This is a genomic window from Halomicronema hongdechloris C2206, from assembly GCF_002075285.3.
Classification (GTDB): Bacteria; Cyanobacteriota; Cyanobacteriia; order Phormidesmidales; family Phormidesmidaceae; genus Halomicronema_B; species Halomicronema_B hongdechloris.
Window position 1 is genome coordinate 1,127,685 of record NZ_CP021983.2, and the last position, 20,919, is coordinate 1,148,603.

At 49.2% G+C, this 20,919-nt stretch carries 17 protein-coding genes; 11 read left to right on the plus strand and 6 right to left on the minus strand.

What is annotated here, in order from left to right; genetic code table 11:
- Positions 1-30: 30 nt before the first annotated feature.
- The 5 genes from XM38_RS05205 to apcD all read right to left on the minus strand — a co-directional run bounded on the left by XM38_RS05205 (position 31) and on the right by apcD (position 4,792).
- Entirely contained in the window at positions 31-561 is a 531-nt protein-coding gene (locus tag XM38_RS05205; RefSeq protein WP_080806384.1) for a globin family protein, read from the minus strand.
- Between the two features lie 224 nt (positions 562-785).
- Positions 786-3,185: a phycobilisome rod-core linker polypeptide gene (locus XM38_RS05210; protein WP_080806386.1), complete on the minus strand. Its 2,400-nt coding sequence runs from the start codon at positions 3,183-3,185 to the stop codon at positions 786-788.
- Positions 3,186-3,248: 63 nt separating this feature from the next.
- On the minus strand, positions 3,249-3,728 hold the full coding sequence (locus tag XM38_RS05215; protein ID WP_080806387.1) for a globin family protein: 480 nt from the start codon (positions 3,726-3,728) through the stop codon (positions 3,249-3,251).
- Positions 3,729-3,738: 10 nt separating this feature from the next.
- Positions 3,739-4,224: a globin family protein gene (locus XM38_RS05220; protein WP_080806389.1), complete on the minus strand. Its 486-nt coding sequence runs from the start codon at positions 4,222-4,224 to the stop codon at positions 3,739-3,741.
- Between the two features lie 91 nt (positions 4,225-4,315).
- Positions 4,316-4,792: an allophycocyanin subunit alpha-B gene (gene apcD / locus XM38_RS05225; protein WP_080806390.1), complete on the minus strand. Its 477-nt coding sequence runs from the start codon at positions 4,790-4,792 to the stop codon at positions 4,316-4,318.
- 480 nt (positions 4,793-5,272) lie between these two features.
- Here apcD and psbO point away from each other — a divergent pair, with 480 nt between their 5' ends.
- A complete protein-coding gene (gene psbO, locus XM38_RS05230; protein WP_256995759.1) occupies positions 5,273-6,073 on the plus strand; it encodes a photosystem II manganese-stabilizing polypeptide in 801 nt (266 codons plus the stop codon).
- A gap of 152 nt (positions 6,074-6,225) precedes the next feature.
- Here psbO and psbV read toward each other — a convergent pair whose 3' ends face one another.
- Complete coding sequence (gene psbV, locus XM38_RS05235; protein WP_080806392.1) at positions 6,226-6,741, minus strand: photosystem II cytochrome c-550; 516 nt, start codon at positions 6,739-6,741, stop codon at positions 6,226-6,228.
- A gap of 691 nt (positions 6,742-7,432) precedes the next feature.
- Here psbV and XM38_RS05240 point away from each other — a divergent pair.
- The 10 genes from XM38_RS05240 to XM38_RS05285 all read left to right on the plus strand — a co-directional run bounded on the left by XM38_RS05240 (position 7,433) and on the right by XM38_RS05285 (position 20,610).
- Positions 7,433-8,593, plus strand: coding sequence for a photosynthetic reaction center family protein (locus tag XM38_RS05240; RefSeq protein WP_080806393.1), 1,161 nt, complete (start codon positions 7,433-7,435; stop codon positions 8,591-8,593).
- Between the two features lie 73 nt (positions 8,594-8,666).
- The gene (gene psaA / locus XM38_RS05245) at positions 8,667-11,021 is read left to right on the plus strand and encodes a photosystem I core protein PsaA (protein WP_080806395.1); all 2,355 of its coding nucleotides are present in this window, start codon (positions 8,667-8,669) and stop codon (positions 11,019-11,021) included.
- Between the two features lie 72 nt (positions 11,022-11,093).
- Positions 11,094-13,325: a photosystem I core protein PsaB gene (gene psaB / locus XM38_RS05250; protein WP_080806397.1), complete on the plus strand. Its 2,232-nt coding sequence runs from the start codon at positions 11,094-11,096 to the stop codon at positions 13,323-13,325.
- Between the two features lie 146 nt (positions 13,326-13,471).
- Positions 13,472-14,041: a photosystem I reaction center subunit XI gene (locus tag XM38_RS05255; RefSeq protein ID WP_080806399.1), complete on the plus strand. Its 570-nt coding sequence runs from the start codon at positions 13,472-13,474 to the stop codon at positions 14,039-14,041.
- A 45-nt stretch (positions 14,042-14,086) separates the two neighbouring features.
- A complete protein-coding gene (psaI, locus tag XM38_RS05260; protein ID WP_080806401.1) occupies positions 14,087-14,278 on the plus strand; it encodes a photosystem I reaction center subunit VIII in 192 nt (63 codons plus the stop codon).
- Positions 14,279-14,394: 116 nt separating this feature from the next.
- Positions 14,395-14,877 carry a Photosystem I reaction center subunit III gene (locus XM38_RS05265; RefSeq protein ID WP_080806402.1) on the plus strand — a complete coding sequence of 161 codons (483 nt, stop codon included), beginning with the start codon at positions 14,395-14,397 and terminating at the stop codon, positions 14,875-14,877.
- Between the two features lie 18 nt (positions 14,878-14,895).
- Positions 14,896-15,036: a photosystem I reaction center subunit IX gene (locus XM38_RS05270; protein ID WP_080806403.1), complete on the plus strand. Its 141-nt coding sequence runs from the start codon at positions 14,896-14,898 to the stop codon at positions 15,034-15,036.
- 410 nt (positions 15,037-15,446) lie between these two features.
- Positions 15,447-17,459, plus strand: coding sequence for a response regulator (locus XM38_RS05275; protein ID WP_088431528.1), 2,013 nt, complete (start codon positions 15,447-15,449; stop codon positions 17,457-17,459).
- Positions 17,460-17,485: 26 nt separating this feature from the next.
- The gene (locus XM38_RS05280) at positions 17,486-19,996 is read left to right on the plus strand and encodes an ATP-binding protein (protein ID WP_080806407.1); all 2,511 of its coding nucleotides are present in this window, start codon (positions 17,486-17,488) and stop codon (positions 19,994-19,996) included.
- A 245-nt stretch (positions 19,997-20,241) separates the two neighbouring features.
- On the plus strand, positions 20,242-20,610 hold the full coding sequence (locus XM38_RS05285) for a response regulator (protein WP_080806410.1): 369 nt from the start codon (positions 20,242-20,244) through the stop codon (positions 20,608-20,610).
- Positions 20,611-20,919: the final 309 nt, after the last annotated feature.

Consider the following 20,919-nt stretch of genomic DNA (forward strand, 5'->3'; position numbering starts at 1 on the left):
GTTTGGCAAATCATGAGTTTAAATCTCCATCTACACTGGAATGCTTTCACCAGGACCATCGTTCATAAAATAGGGAGGTCCTGGAAGAGCGATTTCTTGAATGAGCTCATCAAAGTAGGGAATGACTTCATCAGCATCGGCTTGATCTAACTGCTTCATGGCTTCTGCCTTCAAGCAGTTCAAATATTGCACAATATTGGTTAAGGGAATGCCAAGATTGGTATATAGTTCCTTCATCCCAGTTAGACCAATCTCTCGCAGGGGTTGATCATTACCCGCCAATAGACAGTAGCTAATCAAACGGATATACCAACTCATATCTCGTTTGGCAGTTGCAGTCTTACGTCGATCACCAGAGTTACTCGGAGTCCTAGGGCAAATCTTCCAAAATTGTCGAGTTCCCCGCTCAACAATATCAGTTGCCTTTGCTTGCAGATTTCTAGCTATTTGGATCCGGTCTGAACCAGATTTACAAAAGTCTCGGATAACCCGCAACTCCCCAGGTGTAGGATACCGTAACTCTTCATCAGAATTGTCAATAACCTGCTTAATCAAACTCATGATCTTACTCAAAACGCACTCAAAACGCACTCTTTAGAACAACTTTGAAGGTGTTCTTGAGCTTAGTCTCACCTTACCAAATATCTGGTCTGGCAGCTATTTTTGGTAAATACGCACTCCACCAAACCAACAGATATTGAGCCGATATCGAAACCAACCCTGATTTCGATAGAATCCCTTCAATCGTGTCAATAGCCTGGTTAGGTAACTCATCGAAGATACAGTCATGATGGATTGGTTCCCGAAGAGGGTAGCTTCTGATCATTAGCTGAAGCAGAGGGTCTCTCAGCATTAGAGCCGCTCATAGGAGCACTGCTTCCAGCCACAATTGGTGACTGCTCAGACCCTGCCCCTTGATTGGTCCTCGTAGATTGATCAGATGCTGGTTGAGCCATTTCCCTTGGTTGTTGGCTAGTGGCTGTGGCCATCGCTATTTGAGCCGATCGTGCTGATGGGGCAGAAGCAACCACACTATCGACAGTAGACCGAATCTTGACGGGTTGACGGGGTGTGTGGGCAGCCATCCAGTCACCGGCAATATCGGGGTTATCACGGAGTTTCCACCAGGCCAAAGGTCCTTGGGGCGATCGCATCGCATACCCTCGCGGTGTCAGATAACGCTCATACGGAACGGTATCTTCACCAAACTCTTCGATGTATTCAGGGCTATCGATCAACGCATCCACCAAGCCATAAAATCCCTGTTTGGCCACTAGATCGTAATAGCGATTGAGTTCTTCGCGGCTGTAGGTAGGACGTCCCAGCAAGCGACGATGGATATATTCGATGGCCTTGGTGATATAGAGGTTTTCCCAATACAGCCGACGGAACGGACGAGATTTAGCCAGCTGACGCACAAACTCCCGCAGGGTAATTTCCCCTCCCTTGAGTTTGGTCTCAGCTACCATCTGGCGCTGGCCATCGAAGACATCCCGACCGAAGACCTGACGATAGGTACCTAGAATGACGGCTTCGATGGAATGGCGGGCAACGTCAAGGTAAGGACCTTGGGCATTATTGCCCCGCCGCGGCTGGTGAGTGGGTTCCAGTTTCAGCAGGGGATGCCCAAAGGTGCCTGGAACGCGGCCCCAATGGGTATTTCCATTCCTGTCGCCATTACGGCCATTGTGTAATCCGCTGTCAATTAGAATCCGACGGCTCGTGGTACTAAAATGAGCGGGCTGGGTTTTTGGATGGCGAGTCTCTTGAGGGAAAATTGCCCCAAATTGAATTTCTAAGGGGTCATTGCCCACACCATAGGGATGCTGATTGGGTAATGGCCGCTGCTGCCCCGCAAAGGTCGTCACAAACTGCGGTACCTTACGGACTGGAGTACTGTATCTAAACAGGCTTAGTTGTGGCCCCCAATTTCGGCATTCCTGTGCTTCTAACCCCAGCTTCCTTAAGTAGGGAACCGTTTCTTCCCCAAAGTAATCGGCGTATTCCTGAGAATCTACCAGAGCGTTTACCAGAGCCGGCAGTCCACCTTCGGAGATGACTTCGAAGTAGGTCTGAAATTCCTCTAAACAACTCAGACCACGTCCTAGGAAATGACGACAAGCCAGTTCAATGACCCGGCTAATGGTAAAAGGCTCATAAAATTCACGCCGGTACAGCCGAGAGCATCCCAACTGCCGAACGAACTCCTTCATAGACAGTTGGCCATTTTTCACCTGGGATTCCAGATCATACAGGGCGACCCCATAGATCTGGGTAACATCCCGCTCAAAAACCTGGCGATAGGCAGCACGAATGGCCTCTTGTTTTTCGGTTTCCGAAAGTCCCGGCTTGATAACCAGCCGGGGAGTCGGCAACGCACTGTCATAGTAACTCTGGGGTAAGGGTTGCCCCGGATGCAGCTTCGAGGCACCAAATCGCAGGCGAGGATTGGGCTTTTCTACCAAATACTCAGTGATCAGCACCTCAAAGTAGCGCTTGACCAATGCCTTAGCCTCGGCATCAACGTATTGAGCGGCTTTCCACTGCATTTCTTGCAGGGCAACCACGGTAGCTAGGGTGACATCTTCAGGAATGACACCCCGTAGCCCCCGTACATTAACACTGAGGATATTGGTGTCGCCGGCCACAATGGCATAAGTGGTGTAGCGCAAAAACCAGTCAAGATCTCGCATTGACCGCTTCATGCGCACGACGCCATATTTTGAGATATCGATGGTCCGAAAGCGGCTGGGAGCATTGGGGCGTCCCTGGGCGAATAACGATTTGAACCAGTCCATTAATCCGCTGGTCGGATCAATAGAGCGAGGTTCCTGAGCTAGATTGGCTTTGCTACGCGCCTTTGCCGATAGAAAGTCTTCCCCAATGTAGTAGCCTGAGCCAGGCAAACCGATAGGATCGGTTGCCCTCTCGAGATAGGCCATGGGAGAACCACCGGTAAAGATACGATTGGCCCCAGCGGCTACGATTCTATCGGCATTTTGGGCCAATGCAGCAGCGATTTCTAACCGCTTTTGCCCCGAGCTAAAAAAGGCCGATAGCTCTCGGAGTTCACTTTGCTGAGGATAACGATCACGCTGTTCGGCCTCAGCAATCACAGCCGTAGGGACCGTATGAAAGACTTGAGGATGGGCAGGAGGACTGCCCCCGTTGGTCCGATCAATCATGGTGGGTTTTGGTTGCTAAGTTCAGGACTTAATGCCGGATTCAATGATTGACGATTTAGAAGGTTACGGAGTTAGACCTTGAATGAGGTAATCGAAATAGGGGCTAACTTCTTCTTGATCTTCAGGATTGAGTAGGTCGAGGGTGACCTCTTTCAGACAGTCCATGCACACGACTAGATTCCTAAGCGGAATTTCTAACGAGGTGTACATGGCTTTAGCCCCTTTAATTCCACTGGCTTGGAGGGGATCAATATCACCTACCACTACGGCATACGTAATCAGCCGCAGATACCAGCCTTGATCGCGCATACAGGAGGATCGAAACGTAAGATTACCGCTGTTGCTAGGAGTAATCTGACAGCGCTGCCAGAATTTCTCACTCCCTTTCTCAACAATGGTGTCAATATTGGCAGTGACAATCGCGGCAATTCTCAACCGCTGCGCTCCCCGCTCAAAATAACGGTGTAGGGTATTGAGTTCACCCCGACTAAGATAACGAGCCTCCCGATCAGCGTTAGCGATAGATTGCGTAATGATACTCATGGTGTCGCTCTTAGCTTAGGCCGGTGCAAATATGATCGAAGTAAACACCCATTTCCTTACCCGCTTCAGATCCAATGAGTTCGGTGGTGACTTCTTTCATAGACTGAACGGCTCGCACCGTAGCACCAACTGGTACTCCCAGGGAGTTGTAGGTTTCGCGTAATCCATTCAGTACCCGCTCATCCAGGATGGAGGGATCACCAGCCAGCATGGCGTAGGTGGCATAGCGCAAGAAATAGTCCATGTCACGAACACAAGCGGCATACCGACGACAGGTATACATATTGCCGCCAGGGGCAGTAATGTCCGTATATAGCAAGGCTTTAGCAGTAGTCCGGGTGACAATAGTGGCAGCATTAGCGCTGATAGTCATCGCTGCCTTAGCTCGCAGTTCTCCACTACGGAAGTAATTTTGCAGGTTTTCTAAAGAGGCATCGTCTAGATACTTACCTTGCATATCAGAGGAATTGATCAAGGTAGTGATTGCGTCTTGCATGGTTAACTCCTATTGCTTCGAGGGTTTAAAAACGGTTTCGTGGTCCAAAGATATGGAAGTATGCTTCTGCTGATGCGGGCAAAAAAACTGCCTAAGATAGAGAATTAATGATGAGATCAAAGTAGGGGGCTACTTCGGCTCCGTCCTCTTCACTCATGAGAGACATGGCTTCTTCCTTAAGGCAGCGCATGCACTCAGCAATATTTCGGATGGGAATCTCTAAGTTGTTGTACATTTCCTTGATACCAAAGGTACCAATCTCCTCCAAGGGTCTCTCGCTACCAGCCAAGATTGAATAGGCGATCAGGCGAACGTACCATCCTTGGTCCCGCTGGCAGGAAGCGGTCTTACGTTCATTGCCACTATTGCTAGGGGTATTGGGGCATCGCTCCCAGAATCTAGCACTACCGTTTTGAACGATTCGCTGCTCATTCTCAGCCAAGGTCTTGGCGATACGAATACGTCTCTCTCCAGTTTTTAAGAAGTCTTGGAAGATGCGAATTTCCTTCGGAGCAGGATAGCGAGCTTCACTATCTGCGTTGAGGATGAGTTCCGTAATCAGGCTCATAAATAACCTCCAGAGTTTATGAAAGATCAGGAAATGGCAGGAAATGGCAGTTTTAAGAATATTGAAAAAACGCCAATTTACCCTAAGATGCTTTGACTGAGATGGCGGCCAGCATCAAACAGTGCCAATACAACCATTGATTGACACGAGTGATTGACACGAGAAACGTTAATTCGCTAATGACTGCCAAGCCAATCAACTCACTTGGTTGACCATTAGCACAGGCTAAATATCTACAACCAAGATTTAGGTAGGAGAATAGGCGACAAAAATGAAGAACTCATGAATTTATGAAATCGCCTTTACGAAACTAAACAATTCGGAGCCTGTATAGCGCTAGTTTAGGTAGCCAAGCCCCTTCTCGAAAACTTCAGATTTTAATGATTGAATTAATGATCGTCCTCTGAGCCTAGAGGTTTTTGACAGGCCTGAGACTGTTTATATTTAGGTTGAGTTATGAGATATCGAACATTCATTGCCATGGCCCTAGCTCTATGTTTAGGGCTACTCACAGCTTGCTCGGGGGGAGCTTCAGCAACGAGTGATTCCCTCTCCTATGAGCAAATTAAGGGTAGTGGTTTAGCCAACCTCTGTCCACAAGTCGCCGATAGTCGGCGCGATGCGATCGCAATTACCCCCAATCAGTCCTACACCATCAGAGCAATGTGTTTGCAACCAACCGCTTTCCTGGTTAAGCCAGAACCCCTAGTAAAGGGAAAGGAGACTAAATTTGTGCAAACCAAACCCTTAACCCGAGCTAGCTACACGATTGACCAAGTCAGCGGTACCTTGACAGCTGATAAGGATGGCCGCCTTAAAATGGTTGAGCAAAGCGGTTTTGACTTCCAGCCGGTTACTGTGCAGCTTCCTGATGGCGAACGGGTCCCCCTACTGTTTTCTATTAAAGGACTGGTAGCGCAGTCCCCAAGTGAGGAAATTAACCCCTCTACCAACTTTACAGGGGCCTTTGATGTGCCTGCTTATCGTACAGCAGGTTTTTTAGATCCCAAAGGACGGGGAGTCAGCCTTGGCTATGATTCAGCTGTGGGATTGCCCCCTCAGGCAGATGCTGATGAGTTTCGTAAACAGAATCAGAAAGTCTTTGACGTGGCAAAAGGAGACCTGAGCTTACAAGTCAAGCAAGTGGATGCAGGCACCGGGGAAATTTCCGGCGTATTTGAAAGTATTCAGCCATCTGACTCAGATTTTGGATCTAGAGAACCATTAGACGTGAAAATCCAGGGAGTCTTTTACGCTCGCCTGGAACCAGAAGCCACCTAATCAGTCTCTAAACGTATCAATTGGGCAACGGCTACAGAAAACTTCAGGAGTCGAATGAGAATTAAGCATTCTCTGACTCCTGAAGTTTCTGTTTATATAACCTCAAGTGCGGTTGAGAAGTCGCAACTGCTTATCGTTAAGAACGTGAAGTATTATCGTCCTGGCTTGCCAGAAGCCCAACGGTAACCCAGGATATTAGGCTGTGACAAGATATATCCAGATATGTCAACTAGATCCTCCTCGGTGAGATTTTTCATGTTCGGGAACAGATCAGGTCTGGTGACAGATGGATGAAGCTCCTCTAGGGAGTCCATGCCATCATAGGTCGTAGGGTGACGTAGGTAATCAACGATTCCCTGCAAATTATCTCGAGGTGGAGTGGCTAGGGCCAACGCTTCAGACCCCAAGTTGATATCCGGATTGGTTTTGGTGATGCCATCGACATGGCAGGAAGCACAGGTTTTTCTAAATTCATTCTGACCATTGACATATTGCTGCTCAGTCAATGTGATCATGTTGCCGGTTTCGTCTAATGGTACTGTGCGAGCAGATTCGCTAATTTCAACAGCTAGCACTGATCCCCCAACAAACAAGAGTCCTAGTACCGACAGCAGCCCGACAGCAGCAAAAAATCGTTGTAGAATACGGTCCTTTAAAGTGTCAGTCATTAGGTTACCCCCAATACATTTTAATAACATTGAAGCTACCATGACTCTTGGACTCTGATTTCAGCAAATCGAACCTAAAAATATTTCTTAAAACAATAAATCAGATCAATTAAAATAAATAAATTTAGTCTACTCAAACCTTTATTTTCATGAGAAATTCATTTTCTTATGTACTTAGCGAATCCATGAAAAGGGTCACTATTTCCAGATAAGCCCCATGAGCCTATTTACATGAGCCTATTTAAACGTATGGCATCAAGGAGTGAGAGGCCTAGCAGCGTTCAGGATAGCGACAGGGTATGAGCTACCGTTTATCTGTTCTAACTATCTGCACAGTAAGAATCAAGGGCCAGTCGAGTGTTCTCGTCGTCACAACCGTGCAATGCAATATGGGCTCCTCATAAACATCCTTGGCCCTTCTGCTGGGCCATGACGAAGCGCCAGGAGTGGCTAGGCTCCTGGTGCTCAGTACGTAAACTTCCTTAAAGCAGACTCTCATCTTCCTCAGTTTTTCATTTTTCCCGTTTATCTTTACCATCAATGTAAACAAAGCCGATTTGCCGGGTAATCGCTATGCTCCGGCAAGGGGATAGTTGGGTAGATCGTTTGCTTTCATTACATCTATGCCCCGCTTGAAGATGATTCGTCGCAGAGTCGAGCGGGTGGATTCCTATGGTTAAGAGGAGTTTGTATGATTCCACAGCTTGGCAGAGCAGTTGTTCTAGATCATCCTGATCACCTTGAAGAATCTACAAGCACTGCCAATTCATCCAAGACTATTTCAAGACGGGGGCAGATCCATCCATGGGAACGCTTTTGTCGATGGGTCACAAGCACTGAGAATCGTATTTATGTTGGCTGGTTTGGGGTACTCATGGTTCCCACTCTTGCTACGGCAGCGATTGTCTTTGTGCTAGCGTTCCTAGCTGCCCCAGCGGTCGACATCGACGGTACAGGACGATTAGTTTCGGGTGCCCTAAACCACGGTAATAATCTCATTACTGGGGCGGTGGTACCTACATCAGCCGCTATTGGTCTGCACTTCTATCCGATTTGGGAGGCAGCCTCACTACAGGAATGGCTGACAAACGGCGGTCCCTATCAGCTGATAGTGCTCCATTTTTTAATCGGCATTATCTGCTATCAAGATCGGGAATGGGAATTAAGCTACCGCCTCGGTATGCGGCCCTGGATTTCCCTAGCGTTTACAGCTCCTGTAGCAGCAGCGACATCAGTATTGCTGATATATCCCGTTGGTCAGGGGAGTTTTTCCGCTGGTATGCCCTTAGGCATCTCAGGCACCTTCACGTTTATGCTTCAGTTTCAAGCTGATCACAATATTCTGGCTAACCCATTCCATCAGCTTGGGGTGATTGGAGTATTTGGCGGGGCATTATTCTGTGCTGCCCATGGATCGTTAGTGACCTCGGCATTATTCAGGCGTGGTCCTAGTCGTACTTCAGGCTGGGTTAAACCAGCGTGGGCCAGGGAAAGTGAGGGTACCTATAGCTTTGAGCATATCCAGGTAAACCAACAAAAGTTATTCTGGCGTGGCATGAGTTTTAGAAGCTCACGATCACTGCATTTTTGTCTAGCTGCCTTTCCAGTAGCGGGGATTTGGTCAGCAGCCTTGGGCGTTGATATGGCTGCCTTTGGGTTCGATCCGTCATCTGGGGCGAACAGCTACCTTCAGCAGACTACCGTGCCCACCTGGATTGACTTGGTAACCCAGGTAAATTTGGGAATTCAGGCTATTGAGGATCAGCCTACAGCTCAACAATTTCCTCTAGTTCTCGGGGAAGAGCCTGAGGAAGATAATGCCTTACTAAATGATTCCTTACTGAACCCCTAAGGAAGATGTCACCTGTTAAGCTGCTCAGATTTGCCTACAAACTTGTTCGTTGATCGTCAGAAGGAGTATTTTCATGACCACAAGCCCTCCAGAGCAGAGGCAACGGGTTAGGGTTGAGGTTGATCAAAACCCTAACCCAACCTCCTTTGAAAAATGGGCAAAGCCAGGGCACTTTGAACGCAGTCTGGCTCGGGGACCTAAGACAACCACCTGGATTTGGGATCTCCATGCTGATGCCCATGACTTTGATTCACATACCACCGATTTAGAAGACATTTCTCGTAAGATTTTCTCAGCTCATTTTGGTCACCTAGCCGTGATCTTTCTGTGGCTGAGCGGCATGTATTTTCATGGCGCCCGATTTTCCAATTTCTCATCGTGGATGACTGACCCCATCCACATTAAGCCCAGTGCTCAGGTAGTTTGGCCAATCTTTGGTCAAGAGATTCTCAATGCCGATATGGGCGATGGCTTCCGAGGGATTCAAATTACCTCAGGGCTGTTCCAGATGTGGCGAGGGGAAGGGTTTACCCATGAGTTCCAGCTCTTCTGGACAGCTATTGGTGCCTTGGTAATGGCAGCCCTCATGATGTTTGCAGGCTGGTTTCATTACCATGTGCGTGCTCCCAAACTGGATTGGTTCCGCAACTGGGAGTCGATGATGAATCACCATCTGGCTGGTCTGTTAGGGCTAGGCAGCTTGGGGTGGGCTGGTCACTTGATTCATGTGGCTCTGCCTACTAATAAGCTGCTAGATGCTGGGGTTCCCCTAGAAGATATTCCCTTACCCCACGAGTTCATCTTGAATAAGAGCTTGATGGTGGATCTTTACCCCAGCTTTGCTGAGGGCGTGAAACCCTTTTTCACTCTCAATTGGTCAGCCTATGCTGATTTCTTGACCTTTAAGGGTGGGCTAAACCCTGTCACCGGTGGCCTCTGGATGACTGATATTGCTCATCATCATGTGGCCATTGCTGTGCTCTTTATCATTGCAGGTCACTTTTACCGTACTAACTGGGGCATTGGCCACAGTTTTAGGGAGCTACTAGATGATGCTAGAACTCCTAAAATGCTGCCCATTTTCAACTTTATTGGGCCAGTAGGTCACCGAGGGCTCGATAAGATTTTCGAGACCTCTTGGCACGCCAATCTAGCAATTCACTTGGTTCAATTCGGGACGGCGAGTTTATTAGTGGCCCATCATATGTATGCGATGCCACCCTATCCGTATTTGGCCACGGACTATGCCACGGTCACCTCGCTGTTTACTCACCATGTCTGGATTGCAGGGTTCTGCATTGTCGGTGGGGCAGCCCATGCCGCCATCTTTTTGGTCCGGGATTACAATCCGGCCGACCATGTCAACAATGTGCTGGATCGAACCCTGCGGCATCGAGATACGGTTGTTTCCCATTTGGCCTGGGTCTGCCAATTCTTGGGCTTCCACAGTTTCGCCATGTACTGTCATAACGACACCATGCGAGCCTTTGGTCGCCCCCAGGATATGTTTTCTGACACCGGCATTCAGCTGCAGCCCATCTTTGCCCAATGGGTACAGCAGATTCAAACCATGGCAGTGGGAGCCAATTTACAGGCTGCCGAACCCCTAGGCAACGTGTTTGGTGGGCTGCGCAATATTGACTTAGCAGGGGTCGGGGTAACCGCCCCCGGGCTCGGCGGTCCCGTGAGCCATGCCTTTGGCGGTGGTGTGGTGGCCATTGGCGACAAAATTGCCATGATGCCTATTCAGTTGGGTACGGCTGATTTCTTAATCCACCACATTCACGCGTTCACCATTCATGTGACGGTGTTAGTGCTCCTGAAGGGAGTGCTGTTCTCCCGCAATTCGCGGTTGATTCCTGATAAGGGTGAGTTAGGTTTTCGCTTCCCTTGCGATGGGCCAGGACGGGGGGGTACCTGTCAAGTATCTGCTTGGGATCATGTTTTCCTAGGCTTGTTCTGGATGTACAACTCCTTGTCGATTGTGATTTTCCACTTCTTCTGGAAAATGCAATCAGATGTGTGGGGTACGGTGGGTGCCGATGGCACAATCTCCCACATTACAGGTGGGAACTTTGCCCAGGCGTCAATCACCAATAATGGCTGGCTGAGAGATTTTCTCTGGGCCCAGGCTTCCCAGGTCATTGGCTCCTATGGTTCAGCCCTCTCGGCCTATGGTCTCTTCTTCCTGGCAGGGCACTTCATCTTTGGCTTCAGTCTGATGTTCCTCTTTAGCGGTCGCGGCTATTGGCAGGAACTGATCGAGTCTATTGTGTGGGCTCATAACAAGCTGAAAATTACGACGGCTATTCAGCCCCGTGCCCTTAGCATCACCCAAGGCCGTGCCGTTGGTGTTGCCCACTATCTACTCGGAGGTATTGTCACCACTTGGGCCTTTTTCCTGGCCCGTATGGCTGCGATTGGATGAAGTTTCTGCCGAAAAGTTTGAAAACGGCAAAGTTAAATGTGAACGTTCAAACGTTTTAATTGATTTCGAACCATGGCGACAAAATTCCCTAAATTTAGTCAAGATCTGCAACGGGATCCGACCACTCGTCGGTTATTCTACGCAATCGCCACGGCCCATGATTTCGAAAGCCATGATGGGATGAGTGAGGAGAATCTGTATCAGAGGATTTTTGCTTCCCATTTTGGCCACTTAGCCATTATCTTCCTGTGGATTTCTGGCATTTTGTTTCATGTGGCCTGGCAGGGTAACTTCGAGCAGTGGATTCAAGACCCGTTGAATAACTCTCCCATTGCCCATGCCATCTGGGATGCTCAGTTTGGACCACCTGCGATCGCAGCGTATACCCAAGCTGGAGCGATGAACCCGGTGGATATCTGCTATTCCGGGGTGTATCACTGGTGGTACACCATCGGCATGCGCACCAACAACGACCTATTCATGGGGTCCATCTTTCTGCTGCTGTTATCCTCCGTGATGCTCTATGCCGGTTGGCTACACCTGCAGCCTCGGTTCCGCCCGGGTCTGGCCTGGTTTAAGAATGCCGAGTCGCGCTTAAATCACCATTTGGCTGGCCTTTTCGGGGTCAGTTCCCTGGCCTGGACCGGCCACTTAGTGCATGTGGCTCTGCCAGAATCTCGCGGGCAGCACGTCGGTTGGGATAACTTTTTGTCGATACGGCCCCATCCAGAAGGATTAGCCCCCTTGTTTACTGGCAACTGGGGAGCCTATGCCCAAAACCCAGACACTGCAGAACATGCGTTTGGCACAGCCCAAGGGGCAGGAAGCGCCATTCTCACCTTCTTAGGTGGCTTCCATCCTCAGACGGAGTCCTTGTGGCTGACGGATATGGCCCACCACCACCTGGCGATTGCGGTCATATTCATTGTTGCGGGACACATGTACCGCACCAACTTTGGCATTGGCCACAACATCAAGGAAATGACAGAGGCCCTGCAAGGTCCTGGCCGGAGTGGATTCTTCATTGCCCCGCGCACTGGCCGCGGCCACAAGGGGATCTACGATACCTACAACAATTCCCTCCATTTCCAATTGGGGTGGCACCTAGCTTGCCTAGGAGTCATCACATCTCTGGTGGCTCAGCACATGTATGCCATGCCTCCCTATGCCTTCATGGCCCGGGACTATACCACCATGTCGGCCCTCTATACTCACCACCAGTACATCGCTGGGTTCTTGATGATAGGGGCCTTTGCCCATGGGGCCATCTTTTTGATTCGAGATTATGACCCGGAGGCAAATCGAGACAATGTGCTGGCTCGGATGTTAGCTCACAAGGAAGCAATTATTTCCCATCTGAGTTGGGTGTCGCTATTTCTGGGCTTTCATACCCTGGGACTGTATGTGCATAACGACTGCGAAGTCGCCCTGGGTAGCCCCGAAAAGCAAATTTTGATTGAGCCTGTCTTTGCTCAGTGGACCCAGGCGTTCCACGGTAAAGCTCTATACGGCATTAACAGCTTGCTGTCGAATCCCGATAGCGTTGCCTCTACGGCTTGGCCCAACTACGGCAATGTGTGGCTGTCCGGTTGGTTAGAGGCGGTCAACAATGGCGCTAATTCTCTGTTCTTAACCATTGGACCGGGAGATTTGTTGGTGCACCATGCGATCGCATTAGGTCTGCACGTCACCACCCTAATTTTGGTGAAAGGGGCCCTTGATGCCCGCGGCTCCAAGCTGATGCCCGACAAGAAAGACTTCGGTTACAGCTTCCCCTGTGATGGCCCTGGTCGCGGCGGCACCTGTGATATCTCCGCTTGGGACGCTTTCTACCTGGCCACCTTCTGGATGCTGAACACCTTGGGCTGGGTGACCTTCTACTGGCACTGGAAACATCTGTCAGTGTGGTCGGGCAACGTTGCCCAGTTCAATGAAAGCTCCACCTATCTAATGGGCTGGTTTCGGGATTACCTGTGGGCCAACTCCGCCCAGCTGATCAACGGCTATAGCCCAGCTGGCACCAATAGCCTAGCCGTTTGGGCCTGGATGTTCCTCTTTGGGCACTTGGCCTGGGCCGTCAGTTTCATGTTCTTAATCACCTGGCGAGGCTACTGGCAGGAGTTGATCGAAACCCTGATGTGGGCTCATGAGAATACTCCCCTATCCTTTGGCTATCCCAAGGACAAGCCCGTGGCCCTCTCCATCGTGCAGGCCCGTCTAGTGGGGCTTACTCACTTTACTGTCGGCTACATCGCCACCTATGGCGCCTTCTTAATCGCGTCCACATCTAGCCGATTTCCATAGAATTAGCCGGGGCGGTTGCGATCGCCCCCCGGCAACTAAGCTGCGGACTCTCCTCGTCCCAGACTCGTCCTGGCCGAGGTTCAGCGGCCAGGACTTTTTTCCCTTTCATTATGACACGCTAATATGACACGCTATGAGGCAAGACCATGACAAACACCGAAACCTCTACTTGGGTCGATGCCTACGACCAAAAAGACATCATTCAACCCTATCGGGGCAATCCCGAGCTAGGTAATCTCGCTACCCCTGTCAATAGCTCAAACCTGGTCAAAACCTATATCAACAATCTGCCTGCTTACCGTCCCGGCCTCACTCCATTTTTGCGAGGTCTAGAGATTGGTATGGCCCATGGCTATTTTCTAGTCGGTCCAGAAGTCGTCGTCGGTCCTTTACGAGAAACAGCCCATGGGGCTAATTTGAGCGGTCTAATCACTGCAATTTACATTACTGTTTCTGCCTGCTTAGGCATTTCCATCTTTGCCCTAGCCACCTTTCAAGGTGACCCTAGAGGCGCCTATAATTCCAACTCCCCAGATCGCCTGCGCCCTTTGCGTAGTAAAGACGGTTGGTTCCAACTCAGTGGTGGTATTTTACTCGGCTCTATGGGAGGCGCTATTTTTGCCTACGTTCTACTGGAAAACTTTGGCGACCTCGATGCCATTTTGCGAGGTGCTGTCAATGTCAGCCAGTGGCTAGGTGGCGGCGTCATGGGGTAATTGGGCATCCATTCAACAGTGCTTGCTAAACACAGGAGGAAAACAATGGCCGATATGACACAACTCACTGGAGCCTATGCCGCTCCCTGGCTACCTTGGATCATGATTCCTCTCATCTTTTACATCTTGCCATTTCCCATTTTTGCAATTATTTTCCTCTGGATTGAGCGGGAGGGCAATGGCGTAAACGACATGGGAGGGGAGCCGATGAAATCGGATGGCAACTATCCCGTATAATCTTCGTCTTAGCTTTCTTAGCTTGTCAAAGAATCTGAATTTTATATCGCCAAAAGCCCAATCAAGTATCTTGAACAGGTCAGTTGAGTACTTGATATGATCAAGGAGGACTGTGCATGAGAGCACTATTTGCGATCGTCATTATGAGTTTTGTATGGTTCAACGCCATACCTCCTGCCATTGCAGCTGGAGATACCCATCTCGTTCCTTGTCAAGAGTCTACTGCTTTTATGGAGAATCTGCAGAATGCTCCTAAGAGCTATTATTTCGATCAACCCTATCAGGCGTATTCTAAGAATCTCCTCTGTGGAGAAGATGGGCTGCCTCACCTACAGCTACGCCTAGATCGGGCAGTAGATATAGCGATTCCATTTGTTATCTTCTTCTACTTTGCTGGATTTGTAGGATGGTCGGGGCGTGCTTATTTAATCAACAGCAAGAAGGCCTCGAAGCCGGAGGAAATGGAGATTTTCATTAATGTTCCCCTGGCAATTCAGTCATTTATTCAGGGGTTGTTATGGCCGCTAGCAGCCTTCAGAGAGCTGACGGCAAAAGAATTAACGGCCAAAGATAGTGAACTTTCAGTGTCCCCTCGATGATCTCAAGGACTACGAACCATGTCTTACTTCGTGAAATATCTGACCAGTGCTCCCGTCATGGCCACTTTGGCTCTAGTCATCCTATCGGTGGTTATGATTGAACTCAATCATATTTTCCCTGGCTTGCAGTATGGCACTTATTTTCATGTAGCTCCCTGAGTAAGGAAACTATGTCAACTGTCTTCGGCTAGCCTGGTCACTGAACAACGCGCATACATAACGCTCGTCTGAGTCTAGACCTGAATTGTTGCCGAGCAGAACAGCCTGAGTTGATCTAAGGTTTTCTGAACCATAACACCGAGATATCAGAACAATAGTGCATTGTAGTTTTTTCTTACGATGCACTATTGTTCTATTTTTAAGATTTCATAAATTCGTCTAGTCCTGCAGAATCAGACCATTAGGTAGGGGAATAGCTAGGGGGACATTTTCAGGAACAATAAATTTAATAAACTTTGGTAAGGTATAGATTAACATGATGATAAGATCTTTTGCAAAGGACGGCTGTTTTCTCATTTTCCCGATCAGCTAACTCCCTTTTGTTGATGTCCAAACGGGAAAAGCCCATCATGAGGATACTACTCGTTGAGGATGATGATACGGTTGTAAAGGTCCTTGAAAAAGGCTTCATCGATGAGCACTATGCAGTAGATACTGCCAAGGATGGTCAAGCCGGTTGGCAGTTAGTCAATACGTTTGACTATGACTTAATCGTCTTAGATGTCCTTCTTCCCAAGCTAGATGGCATTCAGTTTTGCCAGCGTCTACGGGATTCTTCCTATCAGATGCCTGTGCTGATGGTAACGGCCCTAGATTCTAGCAATCGTAAAATTGCCGGTCTCGAAGCTGGGGCAGACGACTATATTACAAAACCCTTCGAGCTAGACGAGATTTTGGCTCGGGTAAGGGTGTTATTGCGGCGGGCGCAGGCTCCGATTATCGCAAACCTGACCTGGGGAGATTTACAGCTCAATCCCAGCACTCGGGATGTGACCTACGGCGAGAAAATACTGAACTTGACTCCGAAGGAATACCGATTGCTGGAGCTATTTATGCGCCAGCAGTCTCAGGTGTTTACCCGCAGCGTTATCCTGGATAGACTCTGGAGTTGTGAAGAAGCGCCTGGGGAAGATACCGTAACCGCCCATATCAAAGGGTTGCGGCGGAAGCTGACGGAAGCCGGGGCTCCTACCGATCTGATTCAAACTGTCTATGGCGTTGGTTATCGCTTGAAACCCTTAGACACCGATGGTGCCTCTGATGAGGCGTCTAGGACTACCCAGTCATCCAAAAACGGGAAGCGGGCATCCAATCATCAGATGAATGGGGGGAGCGCTAGGCCAACTAATCAGCCCCGGCAGACCCGGCAGCAACAGACTCAGACGGCGTTACGCTCCCTTTGGTATCGAGTCAGCGCTCAGCATCACGATCGCCTCGCCATCGTTAAACGGGCAGTTGAGGCCCTCGCCTCCGAGACACTCAGCCCTGATCTGTACCAACAAGCCTATCAGGCCATCCATAGCTTAAAAGGAGCGTTGGGTATCTTTGGTTTAACGCATGGCTCGGAGTTAGCTCGGGCAATTGAGGATCTGTTGATGGAACAATCGCCGTTATCTCCTCAGCAACAGTCCCAGTTGTGGGAGTTGATTGAGGCCTTAGAGCAGGCTCTGGTTCAAGGACCTCAGTCTTCCAAGGCCTTGCTTCCCCCATCAACGCTGCCCCTGCTGGTGTTGATCGATGATGACCCAGAACTCTCTCGTCAGTTGACCCAAGCGGCCAAGGCACAAAGCTTGACAGTTCAGGTGTTCAAGCATCATGAGCATCTACAACGCTTTCGAGAGGACGTTACTGCTACCTATCGGGATCGTCTGAAGACGGCAGCGATGGAAAGCCCTGCACCTCAGGGGAAATTACCTGATTTGGGGATAGTGAACTATTCCTTGGAGAACGCCGATGAGACAGCACTGAGTGATCTCTCGGCTTTAATCAATCAAATTCCTCCCTTGCCTGTCTTAGTTTGCAGTGCCGATGATAGCCTGGTGAACCGAATTAAAGCCGCTCGACTGGGTCAGTCAACGTTTCTACATCAGCCTGACGTGGCTCAAATTCTGAGCTGGGGGACCCTGTTGCGATCGCAACCGCCCTCCAGCACCACCAGCTTCAACATCCTCATGGTAGATGACGACCCTCACACCCTCAGCGCCTTACATGCCCTACTCAACCCTTGGGGCATTAAACTCAACACTTTGGAAGATTCGTCTAGCTTCTGGCAAATCCTCCAAGAAACCTCTCCTGACCTATTAATACTCGACATTGAAATGCCTGAGTTCAATGGTATTGACCTGTGTCGAGTGGTGCGGCAAACTCCACAATGGCAGCATCTTCCCATCGTCTTCCTCACTGCCTATACCGATACCTCCCGCAAACACGCCGCCATGCTTGCCGGAGCCAATGACTTCATCGATAAGTCGCTGGCGAATTCCGATTTGCTCACGCGGTTGTTTTATCAGCTTAAGCGTCCCCACTGGCAACAAACCATCGCCACAATACTCGACCCCCAACACCTAACCCCCCACTCGTAGCCCCCCTTGCGCCGCAGTCTGCCTCCATGCCTCCTGCCAACCCAGCCCTCGCCGCCCTACTGCACCGAATGATCGACCGCATTCGGCAATCTTTGGAACTGTCAGAGATGTTATCTACGACAGTTAACGAAGTACAAGCCTTCCTGAAGACAGATCGGGTAAAAGTCTATCGGTTTGAACCAGATGGTAGCGGTGAGGTCATAGCCGAATCCATCCGAGCTAATCGCCTACCCTCCTTACTAGGGCATCGATTTCCGGCTGAAGATATTCCCCAGGAAGCCCGTGAACTATTTCTCTTAACCCGCCAACGCAATATCGTCAATGTGGCCAAGGGGGAGATTGGCATTAGTCCCTTGGTCAGCCCCAAAACTCAGCAGCAGCAAGCTCCCGAAATTTGGGTCCGTCAGGTTGACCCCTGCCATGTGGAATACCTGACCAACATGGGAGTACAGTCCTCCCTCGTGGTTCCGATTCTCTATCAGCAAACACTGTGGGGGTTGTTGGTCGCTCATCACAGTAAACCCAAAAGCGTCAGTCCCAGAGCATTAGAAGTTCTACAACTAGTGGCCGACCAGGTTTCTATTGCCCTCAACCACGCCATGCTGCTAAGTCAGAGTCGCTTGCGGGCTCACCATGAAGCAGCCATCAACAAAGTAGTTGCCCTGTTACATAAGGCTCCAGCCAACTCTTTGCAAGCCGCCCTAGACCACACCGTCAAAACCCTCAATGGTATCGGCGGCAGACTGTATCTCAATGGTCAGCCAATCACCACCCCAGAGAGAGTGATCACCACTGGTGTGCAACCGGTTCCGCGCCAACTGCCAGCTCAACACCAGCCCTCATCCCCCCATGCTAATCAGTCCTCCGGGGAAGCATCAATGGCCCCCCCAGTTCTAGAAGAACTTCTGGCGTGGCGGGCTTGGTTGCGCAACGAACCACCAGCCAAACCAGGAGAACTGCTATGGGCAGTTGATAACCTAAGTCAGTCGCAGGTATCCCCGCTGCTAACGTTAGCCCTAACCCCCCAAAACATCGGCGGCCTTCTGATAGCACAACTCACCCATCGCCATCAACACCTAGGCTACTTAAGCATTTTTCGCGCCACCCTCGATCAGGAAATCATGTGGGCCGGTCGGCTGGACAGTATGGATCCACGGCAGCGACGCCCCCGGCAATCCTTTGAAACCTGGCGAGAATTAAAGCGCGGCCAATCTCAGCCCTGGACTGAGCAGGAAATTGAGCTGGCTCTAACCCTAAGTCACCATTTTTCGCAAGCTATTTATCAGAGTCGTCTCTACCACCAAATTCAGTCTCTCAACACGGAATTAGAGGCCCGGGTTGGACAGCGTACTATCGAATTAAAACAAGCCAACGATAATCTCAAACAAGAAATCGAAGAACGAGAAAAGACACTACTACAACTACAGTCAGCTAGAGATTCCCTTAAACGCCTCAGCCATCAGCACGAACTATTATTAAAATCTGCCGGTGAAGGCATTTGCGGATTAGATTCACGGGGTCGCATTACCTTTGCCAACCCAGCTGCTGCAAAAACGTTGGGATATACCATGGACAGTATACAAAACCGATTCATACACCAGCTAGTCGAGCTTCAGAAGGCTGATGGAACGCCGTATACTTGGGAAGATAGTCCGATCTTTAAAACCCTAATCGTAGGCACCACGGAATATAAAGTAGGCGATCTTTTTCGACGGCACCAGGGAGAGCACTTTCCCGTAGAATACATCAGCACACCGATTCAGGAAAAAGGAAATATTTTAGGCGCCGTCGTCATCTTCAAAGATATTACTGAGCGGCAAATGGTGGAGCGCCTCAAAGATGAGTTCATCTCCGTTGTCAGCCATGAACTCAGGACTCCACTTACCTCCATCCGCACTGCCTTAGGGTTATTAGTGCAGGATAACTTTAAAGTTGCTCCAAGCAAACAACGGCGGATGATTGAAATTGCCTTTTCCAATACAAATCGTCTGGTTCGCTTGGTTAATGACATCTTAGATATCGAGCGCATCAAGCTCGGCAAAGTTGTCCTGAGAAAACAAATCTGCAACCTAGCTGATCTGATGAATCAGGCTGTAGATGAGATGCAGGCAATGGCCGACGAACACAGTATTGAACTGATTGTGTCGTGTTTAGCAATCGATATTTGGGTGGATCCTGACCGCATCGTACAGACATTAGCAAATCTACTGAGCAACGCCATCAAGTTTTCACCTAAAGGATCAACCGTAAATCTCACAGCTAGCTTTTCCGATTCAGAGACCATTTTAATTGCTGTTAAAGATGAAGGAGCTGGCATCCCCGAAGATAAACTAGAAACCATATTTGCTCAGTTTGAGCAATTAAATGTTGTCGATGATGAGTATCGAGGAGGGACAGGACTAGGCCTAGCCATCTGTCGCAGCATCATCGAGCAACATGGCGGTTCTATTTGGGCAGAAAGCATCTTGAACCAGGGCAGCACTTTCTTCTTTACGCTGCCGTTTGTAAGTGAACCAGAGCCTCCATCACAGAACTAGAAATGCTTTTATCATCCCATGGTTGGCACTTTAGCTGGCTTAAATTTATGGGAGACAGCCAACGCTAACCATAAGACAACTCAATATTCTGAAAGTCTGCTCTAACAGAACACTAGGGCATTAATATAGAAGTCATTTATATCTCCAACTCCATCAACGTCACGCCGAAATAACAATCAGTAGATAATTCATATCCAGCTATAAACTTCCAACGATTTTCTTGCTGTTTATCTCGGCATTTATTCATGGACAAAAAACACATTCTTATCATCGACGATGAGGCTGACATCCGAGAATCAACCCAGATGTGCCTAGAAATCATCGGGGAATGGGAAGTCAGTGTGGCAAGTTCTGGATATGAGGGATTGATCAAAGCCGCTGAAGAAAAACCTGACATCATTCTCCTAGATGTAATGATGCCGGGTATGGATGGCCTAGCTACCCTCCAAAAGCTGCGAGAAAATTCTCAAACCGCTCAAATCCCTATCATCCTCTTGACTGCAAAGGCTCGTTCCAGTGAGCAGCGGCAATTCAATCAGCTTGATATCGTCGCTGTGATTACAAAACCCTATGATCCCTATAGTTTATCGGATCGAATTTCTGAGTTTTTATAGGGAATTCATAGAGAATTATCCCTTCTTTTATTGAAGTAAAAAATATAGAAACTGGAACCATAAACCACCAAATTTCTCCAGATTTAACCCGAGATAATTGGCAAATACCACCGGCAAGTTGCCTGCCAATGCCTGTCACACCGATCACTATAGCTCCCCGTAAAACCCCCCTGTAATCCCTAGTTCAGCTTCCTGACTTCTTCAGATTATCTGATTATTATTAAACAATCCTCATTGATGGATAGTCTCGCATTAGCCCCTTTGGGAGCTATGCGCTATCGACTCAACCCTCCTAATTCTCCCGCCTGG

Coding starts and splice junctions, on each gene's coding strand:
- XM38_RS05205 (WP_080806384.1), bottom strand. CDS start 561: ATGAGTTTGATTAAGCAGGTTATTGACAATTCTGATGAAGAGTTACGG.
- XM38_RS05210 (WP_080806386.1), bottom strand. CDS start 3,185: ATGATTGATCGGACCAACGGGGGCAGTCCTCCTGCCCATCCTCAAGTC.
- XM38_RS05215 (WP_080806387.1), bottom strand. CDS start 3,728: ATGAGTATCATTACGCAATCTATCGCTAACGCTGATCGGGAGGCTCGT.
- XM38_RS05220 (WP_080806389.1), bottom strand. CDS start 4,224: ATGCAAGACGCAATCACTACCTTGATCAATTCCTCTGATATGCAAGGT.
- apcD (WP_080806390.1), bottom strand. CDS start 4,792: ATGAGCCTGATTACGGAACTCATCCTCAACGCAGATAGTGAAGCTCGC.
- psbO (WP_256995759.1), top strand. CDS start 5,273: ATGGCCCTAGCTCTATGTTTAGGGCTACTCACAGCTTGCTCGGGGGGA.
- psbV (WP_080806392.1), bottom strand. CDS start 6,741: ATGACTGACACTTTAAAGGACCGTATTCTACAACGATTTTTTGCTGCT.
- XM38_RS05240 (WP_080806393.1), top strand. CDS start 7,433: ATGATTCCACAGCTTGGCAGAGCAGTTGTTCTAGATCATCCTGATCAC.
- psaA (WP_080806395.1), top strand. CDS start 8,667: ATGACCACAAGCCCTCCAGAGCAGAGGCAACGGGTTAGGGTTGAGGTT.
- psaB (WP_080806397.1), top strand. CDS start 11,094: ATGGCGACAAAATTCCCTAAATTTAGTCAAGATCTGCAACGGGATCCG.
- XM38_RS05255 (WP_080806399.1), top strand. CDS start 13,472: ATGACAAACACCGAAACCTCTACTTGGGTCGATGCCTACGACCAAAAA.
- psaI (WP_080806401.1), top strand. CDS start 14,087: ATGGCCGATATGACACAACTCACTGGAGCCTATGCCGCTCCCTGGCTA.
- XM38_RS05265 (WP_080806402.1), top strand. CDS start 14,395: ATGAGAGCACTATTTGCGATCGTCATTATGAGTTTTGTATGGTTCAAC.
- XM38_RS05270 (WP_080806403.1), top strand. CDS start 14,896: ATGTCTTACTTCGTGAAATATCTGACCAGTGCTCCCGTCATGGCCACT.
- XM38_RS05275 (WP_088431528.1), top strand. CDS start 15,447: ATGAGGATACTACTCGTTGAGGATGATGATACGGTTGTAAAGGTCCTT.
- XM38_RS05280 (WP_080806407.1), top strand. CDS start 17,486: ATGCCTCCTGCCAACCCAGCCCTCGCCGCCCTACTGCACCGAATGATC.
- XM38_RS05285 (WP_080806410.1), top strand. CDS start 20,242: ATGGACAAAAAACACATTCTTATCATCGACGATGAGGCTGACATCCGA.